Here is a 20,267-nt window from a genome sequence, read left to right as displayed (position 1 = left end):
ATGACCAGCGAACGCGAACTGCTCGGCTACCTGCGCAAGGTCAGCACCGAACTGCACGAGACGCGGGAACGCCTGCGCACGGCCGAGGAGGCCGCGGCGGAACCGATCGCCATCACCGCCATGAGCTGCCGCTTCCCCGGCGGGGTGGACACCCCCGAGCAACTGTGGGACGTCCTGGCCCAGGGCCGTGACGTGATCGGCGACTTCCCCGCGGACCGCGGCTGGGACCTGGAGGCCGTCTACGACCCCGACCCGGAACGCCCGGACACCTGCTACGTGCGCAGCGGCGGCTTCCTGGCCGACGCCCCCGGGTTCGACGCGGAGTTCTTCGGCCTGTCCCCGCGCGAGGCACTGGCCATGGACCCCCAGCAGCGGCTGCTGCTGGAGACCTCCTGGGACCTCTTCGAGGCGCTGGGCACCGACCCGGCAACCCTGCGCGGCACCCGTACCGGGGTCTTCGTCGGCGCCGGCGCACAGGACTACCTGACCGCGGCGGCGCGGTCCGCGGGGGAGACCCGCGGCCACCTCGCCACCGGCAACGCGATGTCGGTGGCCTCCGGCCGGATCGCCTACACCTTCGGCCTGGAGGGGCCCTCCCTCACCGTCGACACCGCCTGCTCCTCGTCGCTGGTGGCCCTGCACCTGGCCTGCCGCGCGCTGCGGGCCGGCGAGTGCGACCTGGCCCTGGCCGGCGGTGCCACCGTGATCGCCAGTCCGCTGATGTTCGTGGAGTTCTCCCGGCAGCGCGGCCTGGCCCCGGACGGGCGCTGCAAGCCCTTCGCGGAGGCCGCCGACGGCACAGGATGGGGCGAGGGCGCCGGACTCCTCGCCCTGGAGCGGTTGTCGGACGCCCGCCGCAACGGCCACCGGGTGCTCGCCGTGGTACGCGGCTCCGCCGTCAACTCCGACGGCGCGTCCAACGGGCTCACCGCGCCCAACGGCCCCTCCCAGCAACGGGTGATCCGGCAGGCGCTCGCCGCCGCCGGGCTCTCCCCGGCCCAGGTCGACGCGGTCGAGGCGCACGGCACCGGCACCCGGCTCGGCGACCCCGTGGAGGCCCAGGCGCTGCTGGCCACCTACGGCCGGGAACGGGCCGGCCACGATCCGCTGTGGCTCGGCTCGCTGAAGTCCAACCTCGGCCACACCCAGGCCGCGGCCGGCGCCGCCGGCATCATCAAGATGGTGCTGGCGCTGCGCAACGGCGTACTGCCGCGCACCCTGCACGTGGACCGGCCGAGCCCGCACGTCGACTGGAGCAGCGGCGACGTACGGCTGCTGACCGAGGAGCGTGCGTGGCCCGCCGGGGAACGCACCCGCCGGGCCGGCGTCTCCTCCTTCGGCATCAGCGGCACCAACGCCCACGTCATCCTGGAGGAGGCACCGCCCGAGAAGACACCCGCGGCGCCCGCACCCGCGCCGGCCACCCCCGTCGCCTGGGTGCTGTCGGCCCGCACCCGCGAGGCGTTGGCGGACCGCTGCGCCGCGGTCGCCCGGACCGCCGGACCGGCGGCGGACATCGGCCTCGCCCTCGCCGGCCGCGCCGGCCGCTTCGCGCACCGCGCCGTCGTCATCGGCGACGAAACCGGCCCGATGGCCGAGGCGTTGCTGGACGTGCCGCCGTCCGCGGAGACCGACGGGTGCCCCGAGGTCGTCCTGCACCTGCCCGAGCCCGACGCCGACACGCCCGCACGGGTCAGTGCCTGGGCCGCCGCCCTCCCCGCCTACGCCGCCGCGCTGGAGGAAGCACGCGCCGAGGTGACGGCAGCCACCGGCCAGGACCCGCTGGACGCCCCGCAGGAGCACCATCAGGAGGAGGACGAGGACGGGCGGCTGACGGCCCTGACCGGTCTGCTCGCGGCCGCGCGCATGTGGCGGACGCACGGCGTGGAGCCGGTGTGGTGCACCGGGGAAGGCGACGCCGAACGTATCGCCGCCCACCTCAACGGCGGCCCGACACTGGCACAGGCGATGGGCCGGGAACCGCTGCCGGCCGCCGCACCGCCCGCCGCCGCGGCACCCCGGATCACCGTGCAGGCGGGCCCCGGACCGGCCGCCCCCGGCGACCGCCGCCAACTGCTGTCGGCCCTGGCGGACCTGTGGCTGCGCGGCGTACCGGTGGACTGGACGCGCACCTACGACGGCGTGGCCGCCACCCCCGTGCCGCTGCCCGGCTACCCGTTCTGGCACACCCGCTTCTGGCCCGACGCGGAGGCCGCTGCCGACGTGGCGGCGGCCGGCCTGGAGGACGCCGAACACCCGCTGCTCGGCGCGCTGATCGCCAGTGTCGACGGCGAAGCCCTGTCCGCCTCCGGGCGGCTGTCGCTCTCCGCACAGCCTTGGCTCGCCCAACACGTCGTCGACGGCCGGGTCTTCGTCCCCGGTACCGCCCTGGTCGAACTGGCCCTCCACCTGGCCCGCGCCACCGGCTGCGACCAGGTGGAACAACTCGCCCTGGAGACCCCGCTGGTACTGGAGACCGGCGAGGCACGCCTCCTGCGTGTCGAGGCCGAGGCCCCGGACGCCCGCGGCACCCGCTCCGTCACGGTCCACTCCCGTGCCACGGCGGACACCGACTGGACCCGCCACGCCTCCGGCACCCTGGCCCCCGGCCGGCCGGAACCGGCCGCCGCGCTCCCTTGGCCGCCGCCCGCCGCCGAACCCCTGGACACCGCCGGGCTCTACGCACGGCTCTCCGCGGCCGGGCTGGACTACGGACCGCTCTTCCGCGGCCTGACCCGGGCCTGGGCCACCGACGACGAGCTGTACGCCGAGGTGGCACTCCCCGAGGAGGCCCACGGGGCGGCCCGCCGGTTCGGCCTGCACCCGGCGCTGTTCGACAGCGCCCTGCACACCCTGGCGCTGCGCGGCGGTGCGGACGCCACCCCCGTGCTGCCGTTCCTGTGGGAGGGCGTCGGCCTGCACACGAGCGGCGCCACCCGGCTGCGGGTCCGGATCCGCGGCGGCGCGGGCGAGGCCGCCGCGCTCGACCTGGCCGACGGCGAGGGACTGCCGGTGGCCACCGTCGGCGCCCTGACCGTACGGCCGCTGGCGGACGCCGGGACCGTCGCCGAACGGGAGGTGCGCGAGAGCCTGTTCCGGCTGGACTGGGCCCCCTGCGGCGAACGGACCGAGCCGGCCGGGCAGCGATGGGCCGTGGTCGGCGACCCCGGACACTCCGCCGACCTGTGGAGCGGCGTCACCGTCACCGCCACCTGCGACACCCTGTCCGAGGTGCTCGCCGAGCAGGGCGGGACGCCCGACACCGTCGTGCTGTGGTGGCCCACCGACGACGGCGAGGACCCGGCGCAGGCGGCGCACCAGGCGCTCGGCCGGGCCCTGGAGGCCCTCCAACTCTGGCTGGACGCGGACCACTTGACCGGCAGTCGACTGGTCTTCCTGACTCGGGGAGCGGTCGGCACCGGCGACGGTGCCCCGGTCGACCCCGTACAGGCCGCGGTGTGGGGCCTGGTGCGCTCCGCGCAGTCCGAGCACCCGGACCGATTCGTGCTGGTCGACCTGGACGACCGGCCGCTGTCCACCCTGGCCGTCCCGGCCGCGCTGGCGGACGGCGAGGCCCAGTACGCCGTCCGCGAGGGCCGCCCGCACGTCGCACGCCTGGTGCGGGCCGAGCCGCCCGCCCCGCGCGAGGCCGCGCAGGACGACACCCGCCCCGCCCGCGGCCCGGCCGCCGCCGGCTGGGACCCGGAGGGCACCGTCCTGATCACCGGCGGCACCGGTGGACTGGGCAGGCTGATCGCCCGTCACCTGGTCACCGCCTGCGGCATCCGGCACCTGCTGCTGGTCGGCCGGAAGGGCCCGGCCGCCGAGGGCGCGGCGGAACTGTGCGCCGAACTCGGCTCCGGCGTAAGGGCGGTGGCCTGCGACCTGACCGTCCCCGACGCCGTTGCGGACCTGCTGGCCCTCGTGGACCCCGAGCACCCGCTCACCGCCGTCGTGCACGCCGCGGGCGTGCTCGACGACGCGGTGATCCAGGCCCTCCGGCCCGGCGCCCTCTCCGACGTGCTGCGTCCCAAGGTCGACGCCGCCTGGGCACTGCACCGCGCCACCGCCGACCTGGACCTGGCCGGCTTCGTGATGTTCTCCTCCGCCGCGGGCGTCCTGGGCGCACCGGGCCAGGGCAACTACGCCGCCGCCAACGCCTTCCTCGACGGCCTGGCCCAGCACCGCAGGGCCGCCGGCCTGCCCGCCGTCTCGCTGGCCTGGGGCCTGTGGCAGCAGACCAGCGGCCTGACTGCCTCGGTCACCGGCGCCGACCTGCGCCGGATGGGGCGGATCGGGCTCGGCCAGCTCCCCACCCGGCTCGGTCTGGACCTGTTCGACGCGGCCACCGGGGGCGACGGCGACGCCGTCCTGCTGCCGGCCCGCCTCGACGTACGGGTGCTGCGCTCGCGCGCCGACGCGCCGGAACTGCCGCCCCTGCTGCACCGGTTGGCGGGCCGTACCGCAGCGACACCGGGCCGGCGGGACACCGCGCTGCGCGACGAGCTGGCCGCCCTGTCCCCGGCCGACCGGGAGAGCAGGCTGCTGACCCTGGTGCGGCAGCAGGCCGCCGAGGTCCTCGGCCACTCCTCGGCCGCCGCGGTCCAGGCCGACCAGGTCTTCACCGACCTGGGCTTCGACTCGCTCACCGCGGTCGAACTGCGCAGCCGGCTCACCGCCGTCACCGGCCTCACCCTGCCCGCCGGCCTGGTCTTCGACTTCCCCTCGCCGACCGCACTCGCCCAGCACCTCACCGCACGCCTGGCGCCCGAGCGGACCGCCTCCCCGCTCGACACCGGCATCGACCGGCTCGCGCGGCTGCTGGCCGAACAGGACCCGCAGGGTGAGGAGCGACGCCGCGTCACCGAGAGGCTGCGCGCCCTGCTGTGGCGGTGGACCGACGGCCTGGACGACGCACCGGCACCGGCCGCCGGCGCGCCCGAGACCGACGACCTGAGCGACGGCTCGGCCGACGAGGACATCTTCGCGCTGGTGGACCGGGAGTTGGGCCTGGACTGATCCCCTCACCACCCCGCAACGCCCGTACCGCCAGAGGAGACCCGCCGTGCCCGAACCCGCCACCGACGCCCGTTTCGACGAACAGAAGTACCGCGACTACCTCAAGCGCGTCACCAACGATCTGCGCCGCACCCGCCAGCGGCTCCAGGAGGAGCGCGACCGCGCCACCGAGCCCGTCGCCATCGTCGGCATGGGCTGCCACTTCCCCGGGGACGTGCGCTCGCCCGAGGACCTGTGGGAGCTGGTCGCCACCGGCACCGACGCGATCGGCCCGCTGCCGGACGACCGCGGCTGGCCGCTGGCGGACCTCTACGACCCGGACCCCGACCGGCCCGGCAAGAGCTATGTCACCGAGAGCGGCTTCCTCAAGGACGCCGCCGCCTTCGACGCCGGGTTCTTCGGGATCTCGCCGCGCGAGGCGCTGGCCATGGACCCGCAGCAGCGGCTGCTGCTGGAGACCAGCTGGGAGGCGCTGGAGCGGGCCCACATCGCCCCCGCCTCGCTGCGCGGCACCGACACCGGGGTGTTCGTCGGGCTGTCGGCGCACAACTACGGTGCCGGCGGGTCCGTACCGACCGAGGTGGAGGGCCACCTGGTCACCGGCAGTGCGCCCAGCATCGCCTCGGGCCGCGTCGCCTACACGCTCGGTCTGGAGGGGCCGGCGATGACGGTGGACACCGCCTGCTCCTCGGCGCTGGTCGCCCTCCACCTGGCCTGCGAGGCGCTGCGCCGCGGCGAGTGCGGGCTCGCGGTGACCGGCGGCGTCGCGGTGATCGCCACCCCGACGGTGTTCAGCGAATACAGCCGGCAGCGCGCCCTGGCTCCCGACGGCCGCTGCAAGTCCTTCTCGGCCGACGCGGACGGCACCAGCTGGTCCGAGGGCTGCGGCATGCTGGTCCTGGAGAAGCTGTCGGACGCCCGGCGCAACGGCCGCCGGGTGCTGGCGGTGATCCGCGGCACGGCCCTCAACCAGGACGGCGCCTCCAACGGCCTCACCGCCCCCAACGGTCCCTCCCAACGCCGGGTCATCGAGGCCGCGTTGGCCGCCGCGCGGGTCACCCCCGACCAGGTCGACATGGTCGAGGCCCACGGCACCGCGACCCCGCTGGGCGACCCGATCGAGGCCCAGACCCTGCTGGAGGTCTACGGCCAGGACCGCGACCCCGCCCGCCCGCTGCGGCTCGGCTCGCTGAAGTCCAACATCGGCCACACCCAGGCCGCGGCCGGCGCCGCCGGCATCATCAAGACCGTCATGGCCCTCCAGCACGGCGTCATGCCCAAGACCCTGCACGTCAGCGCGCCGACGCCGGAGGTGGACTGGTCGTCCGGGCACGTCGAGCTGCTCACCGAGGCGCTGCCCTGGCCTGAGGTGGACCGTGCGCGCCGGGCCGCGGTCTCCGCGTTCGGCATGAGCGGCACCAACGCCCATGTCGTCCTGGAGCACGACGCCCGCGTCCGCAGGGGCGACGCCGACGGGGCCGGCGGCGCTGACGAGGCTGACGGCGCGGACGGAACGGGCGCCCCCGCGCCCGTTCTTGACGGCCCGTCACCCATCGTTCTCTCGGCCAAGTCCCCCGCCGCCCTGCGGGACCAGGCCGCCCGCCTGCGCGACCACCTGCTGGCCCACCCCGACGTCCCGGTCGGCGACCTCGCGTGGTCGCTGGCCACCACCCGCTCGCCGTTCCACCACCGCTCGGCGGTGCTGGCCGCCGACCGCCCGACCCTGCTCGCCGGTCTGGACTCGCTGACCGGCGACCGGAGCCTGCCGCTCGGCGTGGCCCGCGGCACCGCCACCGACGGCCGGGTGGCGCTGATGTTCCCCGGCCAGGGTGCCCAATGGGTCGGCATGGCCCGCGATCTGTACTCCTCCGTCCCGGTCTTCGCCGACGCGCTGCGCGAGTGCGCCGCCGCCCTGGACCCGCTCGTTGACTGGTCGCTCGTCGAGGCCGTCACCGGCGAGGACGAGGAACTCCTCGAACGGGTCGACGTCGTCCAGCCCGCACTGTTCGCGGTGATGGTCTCCCTCGCCAGGGTCTGGCAGTCCTTCGGCGTGCCGGTGCACGGGGTCGTCGGGCACTCCCAGGGCGAGGTCGCCGCCGCCTGCGTCACCGGTGCGCTGTCCCTGGAGGACGCCGCCCGGGTCGTGGTGGCCCGCTCCCGGCTGCTGGCCGGGCTCTCCGGCCGCGGCCGGGCCCTGTCCGTCGGCCTGTCCGCACCGCGCGTCGCCGAGGCCGTCGCCCCTTGGGCGGACGCCCTGTCCATCGCGGCGGTCAACGGCCCCGACTCGGTCGTCGTCTCCGGCGAGCGGGACGCGCTGCGGGCCTTCGCCAAGCAGTGCATGGCCGACGGCGTGTGGGCCTGGTGGATCGACGTCGACTACGCCTCGCACTCGCCCGAGGTCGAGTCGGTCCGCGCCGACCTCCTCGCGGCCCTGGCGGACGTCCGACCCCAGGACACCGACGTGCCGTTGTACTCCACCGTCACCGGCGCCCGGACCTCGGGCCGGGAACTCGATGCCGAGTACTGGTACCGCAACCTGCGCGAGACGGTGCGTTTCCAGCAGGCGATCGAGGCGATGGCCGCCGACGGGTTCGGCTTCTTCGTCGAGGCCAGCACCCATCCGCTGCTGGCCGTGGGCGTGCAGCAGACCCTGGAGGCCGGCGACCACGAGGGCGTCGTGATCGGCTCGCTGCGCCGCGACTCCGGCGGCGCCGACCGCCTGCTCCTCTCCCTCTTGGAGGGCCATGTGCGGGGCCTGCCCGCGGACCTCACCCGCGTACTGCCGCGCGGCGCGCAGATCACCCTGCCCACCCACGCCTTCCAGCGCGAGCACTACTGGCTGGTGCCGTCCTCCGCCAGGACGTCCGACGCCGACGCCCGGTTCTGGGAGGCCGTGGAACGCCAGGACCTGGACCGGCTCGCCGCCGACCTCGGCACCGCGGACGGCCTGCCGCAGGTGGTGCCCGCGCTCGCCCGCTGGCGGCGCGAGCGGCAGCTCCACGCCGACCTGGACGGCCTGCGCTACCGGATCACGTGGCGCACCGCCGACCTCCCCCCGGCCGCCGCCGCGCGCATACCGGGCCGCTGGCTGCTGGCCGGGGACACGTCCCTCCTGCCCGCCGCGGACCTCTTCGACCAGGCCGTCGAGACCCTCCAGCTGCCCGCCGAACCCGGCGGCCGCACCGCGCTCGGGGCACAACTGGCCTCCCTGGAGGGCCCGTTCGACGGGGTGCTGTACGCCGGGCACGACGCCGGAGCGCTGCTCACCCTGGCCCAGGCACTCGGCGACACCGGTACCGGGGCCCCGCTGTGGTGCCTGACCCGCGGCGCGGTGGCCGCGTCCGCCGCCGACCCGGCCCCCGACCCCGCCGGAGCGGCCCTGTGGGGCCTGGGGCGGGTGATCAGCCTGGAGCGGCCCGGGGCGTGGGGCGGCCTGGTGGACCTGCCAGCCGGTGCCCCCGGCACCGACACGGACGCCGCGCTCACCGCGCTCCTGGGCGCACCCGGCCCGGAGGACCAGCTGGCCGTACGGCCCGACGGCCTGTACGTCCGCCGCCTCGACACCGTCACCACACGCCCCGCCGCCGGCAGTTGGCGGCCCTCCGGCACCGTGCTGATCACCGGCGGCACCGGGGCGATCGGCGGCCACCTGGCCCGCTGGCTGGCCCGGCACGGCAACTGCTCGCTGGTGCTGCTCTCCCGGCGCGGACCCGAGGCGCCCGGCGCCGAGGAGCTGGCGGCCGAACTGCGCGCCGGGGGCACCACCGTGCGGGTACTGGCGGCCGATGTCGCCGACCGGGACGAGATGTCCCGGGTGCTGGACGCGCTCGCCGCCGAGGGTGAACCGGTCCGCTCGGTCTTCCACGCCGCCGGCATCGCCCAGAACACCGCGCTGACGGACATCACCCCGCAGGAGTTCCGGGCCGTCACCGCCGCCAAGATCGCCGGCGCCGAGGTCCTCGACGACCTGCTCCACGACACCGACCTCGACGCCTTCGTGGTGTTCTCCTCCATCTCCGCGATCTGGGGCAGCGCCCGCAGCGGCGCCTACGCCGCCGGCAACGCCTACCTCGACGCCCTGGTCGAGCGGCGCCGGGCCCGTGGCGCCGCCGGCACCTCGATCGCGTGGGGCATCTGGGCCGACGCGGGCATGGTCGACGCACAGACGGCCGAGGCCCTGCGCCGCATCGGACTGGGCGCCATCCCCCCGGAGCGCGCCGTCGCCGCCCTCCAGCGCACCCTGGACGCCGGACCGGACACGGTGACCGTCGCCGACGTCGACTGGGAGCCCTTCGCCGCCGGTTACACCGCCAGCCGCCCCCGGCCGCTGATCGAGGACCTGGAGCAGGTACGGGCGCTGCGCGCGTCGGGTGGTGCCGCCGACCCGACCGCCGCGGAGGACTTCCGCACCCGGCTCCGCGCGCTCGCCCCCGACGACCGCAAGGGCGCGCTGCTGGACCTGGTGCGCACCGAGGCCGCCGCCGAACTCGGCCTGCCCGACGCCCAACGGCTGGAGACCAACCGCTCCTTCCGCGACCTCGGCTTCGACTCCCTGGCCTCGGTCGGCCTGCGCAAGCGCCTGGACGCCAGGACGGGCCTGACCACACCCGTGACGCTGGCGTTCGACCACCCCTCACCGGCCGCGACCGCCGCGTTCCTGCTCGCGGAGCTGCGGGCCGCCGACGGCCCCGTCGAGGACGGCGCCGACACCGCGATCGACCGGCTGGAGAGCGCGCTGGCCGGGCTGGAGGCCGACTCGGTCGCCCGCTCCCGCATCACCATGCGCCTCACCAGCATCCTGACCCGCTGGAAGGAGACCGGACAGCCCGCCGCACCGGAGCCGGGGACGGCGTCCGAGGACCCCGCGGACACCGACATCGACACCGCCTCCGACGACGAACTCCTCGACGCCCTCGGCCGCGAGTTCGGCATCTCCTGACCCGGTCCGCCCCCGAAAGGCCCCTTCCCATGTGCCCAGACACCAACGCGTCCGCGGAGAACCGGATGCGGCACTTCATCAAGCAACTCACCACCGAACTCCGGCAGGCCAACAAGCGCCTCGACGACCACGAGGCCCGCCGGCACGAACCGATCGCCATCGTCGGCGCCGGCGTCCGGGCGCCCGGCGGCGTCGGCAGCCCCGAGCAGCTGTGGGAGCTGGTCTCCTCGGGCACCGACGCCATCTCAGGGTTCCCCACGGACCGCGGCTGGGACACCGAGGGCCTCTACGACCCCAGCGGCGACCGGCCCGGCACCACGTACACCCGCGAGGGCGGCTTCCTCTACGGCGCGGGCCGCTTCGACGCCGCGTTCTTCGGCATCTCGCCGCGCGAGGCCCTGGGCATGGACCCCCAGCAGCGGCTGCTGCTGGAGACCACCTGGGAGGCGCTGGAGGACGCCGGGATCGTCCCGGCCACCCTCCGCGGCAGCCGCACCTCGGTCTGGGTGGGAGCCGCCACCCAGGGCTACGGCTTCGACGTCCACAGCGGCGGCGTCGGCGTGGAGGGGTACGGCATCACCGGCGTCTCCACCTCGCTGCTGTCCGGCCGCCTCGCCTACACCCTCGGCCTGGAGGGCGCCGCGCTGACCATCGACACGGCCTGCTCCTCGTCCCTGGTCTCGCTGCACCTGGCCTGCCAGGCGCTGCGCCGCGGCGAGTGCGACCTGGCACTCGCCGGCGGGGCGACCGTCATGGCCGCCCCCAGCGTCTTCGTGGAGTTCAGCCGCCAGGGCGGCCTCGCCCGCGACGGCCGCTGCAAGTCCTTCTCCGCCGACGCCGACGGCACCGGCTGGTCCGAGGGCGTCGGCATGCTCGTGGTCGAGCGGCTCTCCGACGCCCGCCGCAAGGGGCACCGGGTGCTGGCGGTGGTGCGCGGCTCCGCCGTCAACCAGGACGGTGCCTCCAATGGCCTGACCGCGCCCAACGGCCCCTCCCAGCAGCGGGTCATCCTCGACGCGCTGACCAGCGCCGGCATCGGTCCGGCGGACGTGGACGCGGTCGAGGCGCACGGCACCGGCACCCAGCTCGGCGACCCGATCGAGGCCCAGGCGCTGCTGGCGACCTACGGCCGCGACCGGGACCCGGAACGGCCGCTGTGGCTGGGCTCGTTGAAGTCCAACATCGGTCACACCCAGTCGGCCGCCGGCGTCGTCGGCATCATCAAGATGGTGCAGGCCATGCGGCACCGCACCCTCCCGCCCACCCTGCACGCCGACACCCCGACCCACGCCGTGGACTGGGGCAGCGGCGAGGTCCGTCTGCTGTCGTCCGCCCGCCCGTGGCAGGCCGACGGCCGTCCGCGCCGTGCGGGCGTCTCCTCCTTCGGCATCAGCGGCACCAACGCGCACATCATCGTGGAGGAGGCGCCGGCCGCCGAACCCGCGCCCGACGCCCCGGCGTTGGACGGTCCGGTGCCGCTGGTCCTCTCGGGCCGCTCCGAGCAGGCCGTACGGGACCAGGCCGCCGCGCTCGCCACCCTGCTGCGGGAGCGCTCCGAGCTCCCGTTGCCGGACGTGGCATGGTCGTTGGTGTCGGCGCGCTCGTCGTTCGAGGTGCGGGCCGTGGTGTCGGCGCCGGACCGCGCGGGGGCGCTGGCCGCCCTGCCGGACGTGGCACCGGTGACGGCGGGGGAGGGGCGGGCGGCCGCGGTCTTCTCCGGCCAGGGTTCGCAGCGTCCGGGGATGGGTCGTGAACTGGCTGCTCGTTTCCCGGTGTTCGCGTCGGCGCTGGACGAGGTGTGTGCGGTGGTGGACCCGTTGCTGGGTCGGTCGTTGCGCGAGGTGATGTGGGACGAGTCGGCGGAGGTGCTGGAGCGTACCGAGTACGCGCAGCCCGCGCTCTTCGCCCACCAGGTGGCGCTGTCACGACTGTGGGAGTCCTTCGGCGTCGCCTTCGACGCGGTCGCGGGGCACTCGGTCGGGGAGATCGCCGCCGCGGTGGTGGCCGGCGTTCTCGGTCTGGAGGACGCCGCCCGTCTGGTGGTGACCCGTGGCCGGCTGATGCAGGCGCTGCCGGCGGGCGGCGCGATGGCCGCGATCGCCGCCACCGAGGACGAGGTCCGGGTGCTGACCGACGTCGAGCCGACGGTCGCCGTCGCCGCCGTCAACGGGCCCCGCGCCGTGGTCGTCTCCGGCGCGGCCGAGGCCGTCGAGCGCATCGCCGGCCACTGGCGCGACCAGGGCCGGCGCACCACCCGGCTGCGGGTCAGCCACGCCTTCCACTCCCCGCTGATGGAGCCGATGCTCGACGAGTTCCGGTCCCTGCTGGGCGAGTTGTCCTTCACCGAGCCGCGGATTCCGGTCAGCCCGGCGGCGGCGAGCGGACACCCGTTCGCGTCGCCCGAATACTGGCTGGACCACGCCCGGCACGCGGTGCGGTTCGCCGACGCCGTGGCGGGCCTGGGCAGCGCGGACGTCCTCGTGGAGGTCGGCCCCGACGCCGTGCTGACACCGCTGCTGACGGACCGTCCGGCGGTGCCCAGCGCCCGGCGCGGCCAGCACGAGGTCGCCGCCCTGGTGGCCGCGGTGGGGGCCGCCCACGCCCACGGCACCCCCGTCGACTGGTCCACGCTGCTCACCCCCCGCCCGCCCGTGCCGCTGCCCACCTACCCCTTCCAACGGCAGACCTACTGGCTCACCGGCTCCGCCCCGCGCACTGCTGCGCACCCCGCGACCGGCCGCGACGGAAGCTTCTGGGACGCCGTCGAGCAGCAGGACCACACCGCGCTCACCGAAACACTCGGCGCCCCCGCCGCCCTGCTGCCCGTCCTGCCCGAACTGGCCGACTGGCACCGGGAGAGCCGCCGCCGCGAAGCCCAGGACTCCTGGCGCTACCGTGTCGCCTGGCACCCGGCCGCCGAGCCGGTGACCGCCGCCCAAGTGCCCGGCACCTGGCTGGTGGTGCTGCCCGAGGGCGGCGTCCCGGAGCAGGCCGACACGGTGCGCGCGCTCACCCGGGTCGTCGCCGACGTGGTGACGGTCGAGGCAGGCACCGACCGGGCGCGGGCCCGCACCGCGCTCGCCGAGGCCGCCGCCGGAGCGCCGCCGCTGTCCGGCGTCATCGCCCTGGTCGAGGAGCCCGAACCGCTGCTCGTCCTCCTCCAGGCCCTGGGCGACGCCGGAATCGGCGCCCGCCTGTGGTGCCTCACCCGCGGCGCGGTCGCCACCGCCGCCGGGGAGGAGCCCCGGACGCGGCCCGCCGCCGCCTGGGGCCTGGGCCGGGTCGCCTCCCTGGAACACCCCGACCGCTGGGGCGGCCTGATCGACCTGCCCCGCACCCTCGACGACCGCACCACCGCACTGCTGGCCGGACTGCTCACCGGCGACGGCGCCGAGGACCAGGTGGCGCTGCGGGCCGGCGGGGTGCTGCGGCGCCGCGTCGTCCCCGCCCCCGCGCCGGCGGCCGGCCGGACCTGGAAGCCCACCGGGACGGTGCTGATCACCGGCGGTACGGGCTCGCTGGGCGGCCACGTCGCCCGCTGGCTCGTCACCCGCGGCGCGACCTCCCTCGTCCTGCTCTCGCGCAGCGGCGCGGACGCCCCCGGCGCCGCCGACCTCGCCGCCGAGCTGACCGAGGCCGGCGCCCGGGTGCGGATCGTGGCCGCCGACGTCGCCGCGCGCGAGGAGATGACCGCGCTGGTCCGCGGGCTGGCGGCGGACGGCGAGCCGGTCCGGGCCGTCTTCCACGCCGCGGGCGTCGGGCAGAACACCCCGCTCGCCGATATGGACCTGGCGGAGTTCCGCGCCGTCGCCGCCGCCAAGACCGCCGGTGCCGACGTCCTCGACGAGCTCTTCCCCGACGAGGCCCTGGACGCCTTCGTGCTGTTCTCCTCGGTCTCCGGCGTCTGGGGCAGCGGCCGCTACGCCGCCTACGCCGCCGGCAACGCCCACCTCGACGCGCTCGCCGAACGCCGCCGCGCCCGCGGCGTCACCGCGACCGCCGTCGCCTGGGGCGTCTGGGACGGCTCCGCCATGGTCGGACCGGAGGGCGGCCAGCAACTGCGCCGCCGCGGCCTGGTGCCGATGCCGCCCGCCGACGGCATCACCGCACTCGCACGGGCCCTGGACGGCGACGAGGCCACCCTGGTCGTCGCCGACGTGGACTGGGAGCCCTTCCTCGCCGGCTACACCGCCGCCCGGCCGCGCCCGCTGATCGGCGAACTGCCGCGGGTACGGGAGCTGTTGACGGCACAGAAGGAGACCGCGCCCGCCGACCACCAGGACGTGCGCCGCCGGCTGGCCGCCCTGCCCGCCGAGCAGCGCCACGAGGAACTGGCCGCACTGGTGCGCGGCACGGTCGCCGCCGTGCTGGGACACCCCGACGCGACGGCGGTCGGCGACCACCGGCCTTTCGTGGAGCTGGGCTTCGACTCACTGTCGGCCGTCGAGGTCCGCAGCCGGCTGAACCTGGCCACCGGCCTGGACCTGCCCGCCATGCTGGTCTTCGACCACCCCACGGTCACCGCCGTGTGCGCCTTCCTCCAACAGGCGCTCGACCAGGGCGCCTCGGCCCCGGCCACCGCCACGGCACCGAGCGTGGACGCCGCCGAGTCCTTCGCGGCCGTCTACCGCCAGGTCGCCCTGCGCGGCCGGATGACCGAGGTCGAGGCCCTGCTCAGCGGCGCCTCGGGGCTCCGCAGGCGGTTCACCGACCCCTCCCAGGCGCCCGCCGGCACCGGCTACGTACGGCTCGCCAAGGGCGACCGCGGTCCCGCGGTGGTCTGCCTGCCGCCGTTCGCGCCCGTCGAGCAGTCCCTCCAGTTCGCCCGGCTGTCCACCTTCTTCCGCGACCGCCGCGACCTGTCGATGGTGACCGTGCCCGGCTTCCTGCCCGACGAGCCGCTGGCCGCCGACATCGACGTCCTCGTCGACGTGCTCGCCGAGGCCACCCTGCGCTGCGCCGACGGCAAACCCTTCGCGATGCTGGGCTACTCCTCCAGCGGCTGGCTCGCCCACGGCGTCGCCGCCCGCCTGGAGTCCGCCGGCACCCCGGCGCAGGGCGTCGTCCTGTTGGACACCTACCTGCCCGACAGCATGCCGCTGTCCGTCCGGCAAGCCATGACGTACGAGGTCAACGAGCGCCGCGCACGGTTCACCACCATGAACTTCACCTCGCTCACCGCCCTCGGCAGCTACCGCAAGCTGTTCCGCGGCTGGACACCGGAGCCGATCGGGGCGCCGACGCTCTTCCTCCGCCCCGAGGAGTGCATCCCCGGCGACCCCGAGGCCCCGCCCATCACCGAGGACTGGCGCGCCCACTGGCCGCTGCCGCACACCGAGGCCGTCGTCCCCGGCGACCACTGCACCATCGTCGCGGAGAACGCCGGCGAGGCCGCCGCCGTGGTGCACGACTGGCTCGACACCCTGTGACCCCCCACCCCCATCCCTTCCACACCACTCTGGAGAACACCATGGCACCACCCCTGCGCACCATCGGCGTGGTGGGAACCGGCTGCATCGGCGCGAGCGTCTGCGTCGACTACGTCATCCACGGCTTCCGCGTCATCGCGGTCGACACCGACCAGGCGGCACTGGACGACACCCGCCGGCTGCTGCGCGAGACCAACCGCTTCCTGCCCGCGGTACGCCCCGGACTGGAGCGGCTGCCCGCCGCCACCGCCGACGAACGCCTGGTCACCACGACCGAGTTGACGGCCCTGGCCGACTGCGAGTTCGTGGTGGAGAACATCAGCGAACGCTGGGAGGCCAAGCGCGACCTCTACCGCGCCCTGGACAAGATCCTGCCCGCCGGGACCGGCATCGGCGTCAACACCTCCAGCATCCCGGTGGGGCTGCTGGCCGCCGAGACCACCCGGCCCGAGCATGTCGTCGGCATCCACTTCATGAACCCCTCCTACCTCAAGGACGCCGTCGAGGTGATGCGCGGCGCCGACACCTCCGACGCCTGTCTCGCCCACGTCCAGGAGATGCTGGGCCGGCTGGGCAAGCAGTCCGTGGTGGTGGGCGACTTCCCCGGCTTCGTCAGCAACCGCATCTCGCACCTCTTCTTCAACGAGGCGATCCGCACCGTCCAGGACCAGGGCGAGCGCCCCGAAGTGGTCGACGACATCTTCAAGAAGTGCTTCGGGCACACCATGGGCCCGCTGGAGACCGCCGACCTCATCGGCCTGGACACGGTGCTGCTCACCCTGGAGTACCTGCACGACAGCTACCGGGACGACCGTTACCAAGCCTGCAGCCTGCTGCGGGAGATGGTCGCCTCCGGGCGCCTGGGCCGCAAGAGCGGCCGGGGCTTCTACGAACACCGCGGCACCGCCGCGGCCGACACCACGAGGAACGCACGATGACCCAGCACAACACCGCCGAGATCGACCGCATCGTCCTGGACTACCTGGCCTCCCACAGCACCGCCCACGAACCGGCCCGCGAGGAGGACCTGTTCGAGACCGGTCGGGTCAACTCGCTGTTCGCCATCCAGCTCATGAGCTTCCTGGAGAGCCGGTTCGGCGTCGAGGTCGACGTGGACGACCTGAACCTCCGCAACTTCGCCAGCATCGCCAAGATCACCGACTTCGTGCAGCGCAAGCAGCTCGAAGCCGACCCCGCCTGATCCGAGGGAGAGCAAGACTGTGGACCGGCTGTTGACACCGGACGAGCGGGAGCACCACCGCCGGATGCTCACCCTGGTACTGGACCGTTGGGAGGACCAGGCACACACCTGGGAGAACGGCGCGCTGCTGCCCGAGGAGGTGGTGACGTGGACCGCCGAACAGGGCCTGCTCGGCGCCCCGTTGCCCGCCTCCGTCGGGGGCGGCGGATGGCGCGCCATCGAGGCGGGCCTGCTGTACGAGGCCCTGGGGCGGGTCAGCATCTCGCTGGCCTCGTTGGTCAATGTGCACGGGATGATGGCGCAGACCGTCGCCCGCTGGGGCACGCCCTGGCAGCGCGAGAACGTCATGCCCGCCCTCGGCGCGGGGAAGCGGGTCGCCGCGATCTGCATGACCGAACCGCACGCGGGCAGCGACCTGAGCGAGATCACCACCACCCTGGCCGAACGCGGCGACGACCTGGTGCTCAACGGCACCAAGGTGTACATCACCTTCGGTCAACGCGCCGACGACCTGCTGGTGTTCGCCCAGCGTGCCGGGCGCTCCGAGGCGTGCCTGGTCAGCCGGGACGCCCCCGGCGTCACCGTGACGCCCATGGGCGACATGCTGGGCCTGCGCGCGGCGGGCCTGGCACGCATCGACTTCGAGGACTGCGTGATCGCCCCGGAGGCGGTGGTCGGCAAACCGGACTTCGCGGTACCGGTGCTGGTCCCCACCGCCCTGGAACACGGCCGGCACGCGGTGGCCTGGATGGCGCTGGGCATGTTGGAGGCGTGCTTCGAGGAGTGCGCCCGGTTCGTGCGCACCCGTAGGACGTTCGGCAGCCCGCTGCTGGACCACGGCCAGATCCAGACCCTCGTGACCCGCATGGGTGCCGACCTGGAGGCCGCCCGCCACCTGTGCGTCGCCGCCTCGCGGGCGATGCAGGACAAGGCACCGGAGACGATGCGGTCGGTGCTGCTGGCCAAGTACTTCGTGTGCCGGGTGGCCCAGGAGCACACCGCCTCCGCGGTACAGCTGCTGGCCTCCTCCGGCGTCTCGGAGCGCTCGGTCACCGCCCGCGCCTACCGGGACAGCAAGGTGCTGAACATCATCGAGGGCACCGAGCAGATCCTGGAGCGGACCCTGGCGCCGCTGCTCGTCGGCGCGGCGGGGGCGGTGCGGTGACCGCGGCACCACGGACGGGCGCGCCGGACGCGCCCGGCGACCGGGACCGGCTGGCCGCGGCCCTCCTGGCGCTGCACCACGTCATCCACGACGCCGAGCCCCGGGTGCGGGTGGTGCCGGCCGCCGGCGCGCCCCGCACGGTCGCGCTCCCGGTGGACCCGGCGGTGTCCTTCAAGGACTTCGCGGCTCAGGTCGACGCCGCGCTGACCACCGGGGAACCCGACGTCGAGGCGGCGGGCGACGTGCCGGACCTGTTGGTCACCTGCGTCCCCGGCACCGCCCGGGACGGCTTCCGGCGCGTGCTCGACCTCAGCGGCGCCGAGCCGTCGGCCGGCCACGACGGCGGCCCGGACGGCCCGTTGGAGGCAGCCGCCCTGGCGGAGGTCTACCGCACGGTGCTCGCCCGGGCCGTCGCTGACCCCGCCCTCCCGGTGGGCGGCCACGAACTGCTGCGCCCGGAGGACCGGCACCGGGTGCTGCGGGAGTTCAACGCCACCGCGCGGGACTTCCCCGAGGACGCCACGCTGCACGGCGTCTTCCGCGCGCAGGCCGCCCGGACGCCCGACGCGGTGGCGGTCAGCACCGACACGGCCTCGCTGACCTACCGCGAGCTGGACGAGCGCACCGAACGGCTCGCCGGCTTCCTGGTCGCGCAGGGCATCGGCCCCGGCGACGTGGTCGGCGTGCTCGGCGACCGGTGCCTGGAACTGCCGGTCGCGGTGCTGGGCGTGCTCAAGGCCGGTGCCGCCTATCTGCCCCTGGACCCGACGGTTCCCGCGCTGCGCCTGCTCGACCTCGTCGAACGGGCGGGCGCGGCCCGGGTGTTGGCCCAGCCCGGTGTGCCGGTACCGGACGGCCTGGCCGCCCCGGTGACGTACCTGGACGCCCCCGAGCCGTACGCCGAGCGCCCGCAGGCACCGCTCGCGCGCGGCGGCTCGCGGGATCTGGCCTATGTCATCTACACCTCGGGCTCGACCGGCCGCCCCAAGGGCGTGATGGTCGAACACCGCTCGGTGGTCAACCGGTTGACGTGGATGCAGCGGCAGTACCCGCTGACGGCGGACGACACCCTGTTGCAGAAGACGCCGTTCGTGTTCGACGTGTCGGTGTGGGAACTGTTCTGGTGGTTCTTCGCCGGTGCCCGGATGCACCTGCTCGCCCCCGGGATGGAGCGCTTCCCGCTCGCCACCGCCGCCACGGTGCGGGCCCAGGGGGTCAGTGTGCTGCACTTCGTCCCGTCGATGCTGGGCATGTTCGTCGACCACGTGCGCGGCAAGGGCGTCGGCGCGGTGGGTGACCGGTTGCGCTGGGTCTTCTCCAGTGGCGAGAGCCTCTCGCCGGCCGCGGTCACCTCCTTCAACGAGGTCTTCGCGGACCGGGGCACCCGGCTGGTGAACCTCTACGGACCGACCGAGGCCACCGTCGACGTGACCGCGTACGACTGCCCGCCGGGCCCGTGCGAGGGCACCGTGCCGATCGGACGCCCGGTGGACAACACGCGGGCGTACGTCATCCGTTACGGCCGCCCGGCGCCGGTGGGGGTGTGGGGCACGCTGTTCCTGGCGGGCGCCCAGGTCGCCCGCGGGTACCTGGGGGACCCGGAACTGACCGCCCGGCGCTTCGTGCGGGAACTCGGCTGCGGGCCGGGGCTCATGTACGACACCGGGGACATCTGCCGCTGGCTGCCCTCCGGCGAGCTGGAGTTCCTGGGGCGCGCGGACGACCAGGTGAAGATCCGGGGCATCCGCATCGACCTCGGTGAGATCGAGGGCGTGCTGCTGGAGTTCCCGGGCATCACCGAGTGCGCCGTCGTGGTGGACCGCCCCGCTCCGACCGTCGCGGTGCTCCGGGCGGCGGTGGCCGGGCCGGAGGGACTCTCCCCCCGGGAAGTGCGCGACCACGCGGCCGCGCGGCTGCCGGAGTACATGCTGCCCACGGTCCATCACCGCTTCGACCGGCTGCCCCGCACCGGCAGCGGAAAGCTGGACCGCCGGACGCTGCAGGACCCGGCCTGGGCGGACCGGCACGGCAGGCGGTGGTAGTACGACAGATGGTGGGGGATGCCCTCGGCAGGTACGCGGAGGGCATCCCCCACTTCCGTTTCGCCCCGGGCGCGGAGTTGCTTGCGGAAGGCGCTATTGCAAACAACTCCCGTCTCCTGTTGACCTTCGTTCCCTTGTGGCGCACCGGTCCTGACGGTCGGGCGCGCCGCGCCGGGCGGGTATCCGGAATCCGACGGCTGCCTTTGCGGGACGGGTGGTGAGCACGTGATCCATGAGGGAGCAGCAGTCAAGCGGTCGGCTGGAAAGCGTTGCCGCGTGGCTTGATGAGGGCTGTGAAGTGGGGGAACGCGATCGTGACGGGTTACGGATGCCTTACGCGCGGCCGGCGACCGTAGCGATGACTGTAGCGATGACTGTAGGAATGACTGGTGTAGGTCAGGATCGCCTGACCAATCTTGAGCGAATCGGGCGGACTGTGGTCGGATGCCGTAACGAGTTGCTCGGCGCCGAG

At 74.9% G+C, this 20,267-nt stretch carries 7 protein-coding genes; all 7 read left to right on the top strand.

What is annotated here, in order from left to right:
- The 7 genes from K2224_RS41410 to K2224_RS17875 all read left to right on the top strand — a co-directional run bounded on the left by K2224_RS41410 (position 1) and on the right by K2224_RS17875 (position 19,795).
- Complete coding sequence (locus tag K2224_RS41410) at positions 1-5,019, top strand: type I polyketide synthase (RefSeq protein WP_221907522.1); 5,019 nt, start codon at positions 1-3, stop codon at positions 5,017-5,019.
- Positions 5,020-5,065: 46 nt separating this feature from the next.
- A complete protein-coding gene (locus tag K2224_RS17900) occupies positions 5,066-9,958 on the top strand; it encodes a type I polyketide synthase (RefSeq protein WP_221907521.1) in 4,893 nt (1,630 codons plus the stop codon).
- A 65-nt stretch (positions 9,959-10,023) separates the two neighbouring features.
- Complete coding sequence (locus tag K2224_RS41405; RefSeq protein WP_221907520.1) at positions 10,024-15,387, top strand: type I polyketide synthase; 5,364 nt, start codon at positions 10,024-10,026, stop codon at positions 15,385-15,387.
- Between the two features lie 41 nt (positions 15,388-15,428).
- Entirely contained in the window at positions 15,429-16,325 is an 897-nt protein-coding gene (locus tag K2224_RS17890) for a 3-hydroxyacyl-CoA dehydrogenase family protein (protein ID WP_221907519.1), read from the top strand.
- Positions 16,322-16,588, top strand: coding sequence for an acyl carrier protein (locus tag K2224_RS17885; RefSeq protein WP_221907518.1), 267 nt, complete (start codon positions 16,322-16,324; stop codon positions 16,586-16,588). The genes K2224_RS17890 and K2224_RS17885 overlap by 4 nt, the downstream gene beginning before the upstream one ends.
- Before the next feature lie 19 nt (positions 16,589-16,607).
- The gene (locus K2224_RS17880) at positions 16,608-17,753 is read left to right on the top strand and encodes an acyl-CoA dehydrogenase family protein (protein WP_221907517.1); all 1,146 of its coding nucleotides are present in this window, start codon (positions 16,608-16,610) and stop codon (positions 17,751-17,753) included.
- A complete protein-coding gene (locus tag K2224_RS17875; RefSeq protein ID WP_221907516.1) occupies positions 17,750-19,795 on the top strand; it encodes an amino acid adenylation domain-containing protein in 2,046 nt (681 codons plus the stop codon). Before K2224_RS17880 ends, K2224_RS17875 begins: the two co-directional genes overlap by 4 nt.
- Positions 19,796-20,267: the final 472 nt, after the last annotated feature.

It is taken from the genome of Streptomyces sp. BHT-5-2 (assembly GCF_019774615.1).
In the GTDB taxonomy this organism is placed as follows: Bacteria; Actinomycetota; Actinomycetes; order Streptomycetales; family Streptomycetaceae; genus Streptomyces.
This window is presented reverse-complemented; position numbering and strand designations above follow the sequence as displayed.

Excerpts from the sequence above, each read along its gene's own strand:
- K2224_RS41410 (WP_221907522.1), top strand. The coding sequence starts at position 1 with ATGACCAGCGAACGCGAACTGCTCGGCTACCTGCGCAAGGTCAGCACC.
- K2224_RS41405 (WP_221907520.1), top strand. The coding sequence starts at position 10,024 with ATGCGGCACTTCATCAAGCAACTCACCACCGAACTCCGGCAGGCCAAC.
- K2224_RS17890 (WP_221907519.1), top strand. The coding sequence starts at position 15,429 with ATGGCACCACCCCTGCGCACCATCGGCGTGGTGGGAACCGGCTGCATC.
- K2224_RS17885 (WP_221907518.1), top strand. The coding sequence starts at position 16,322 with ATGACCCAGCACAACACCGCCGAGATCGACCGCATCGTCCTGGACTAC.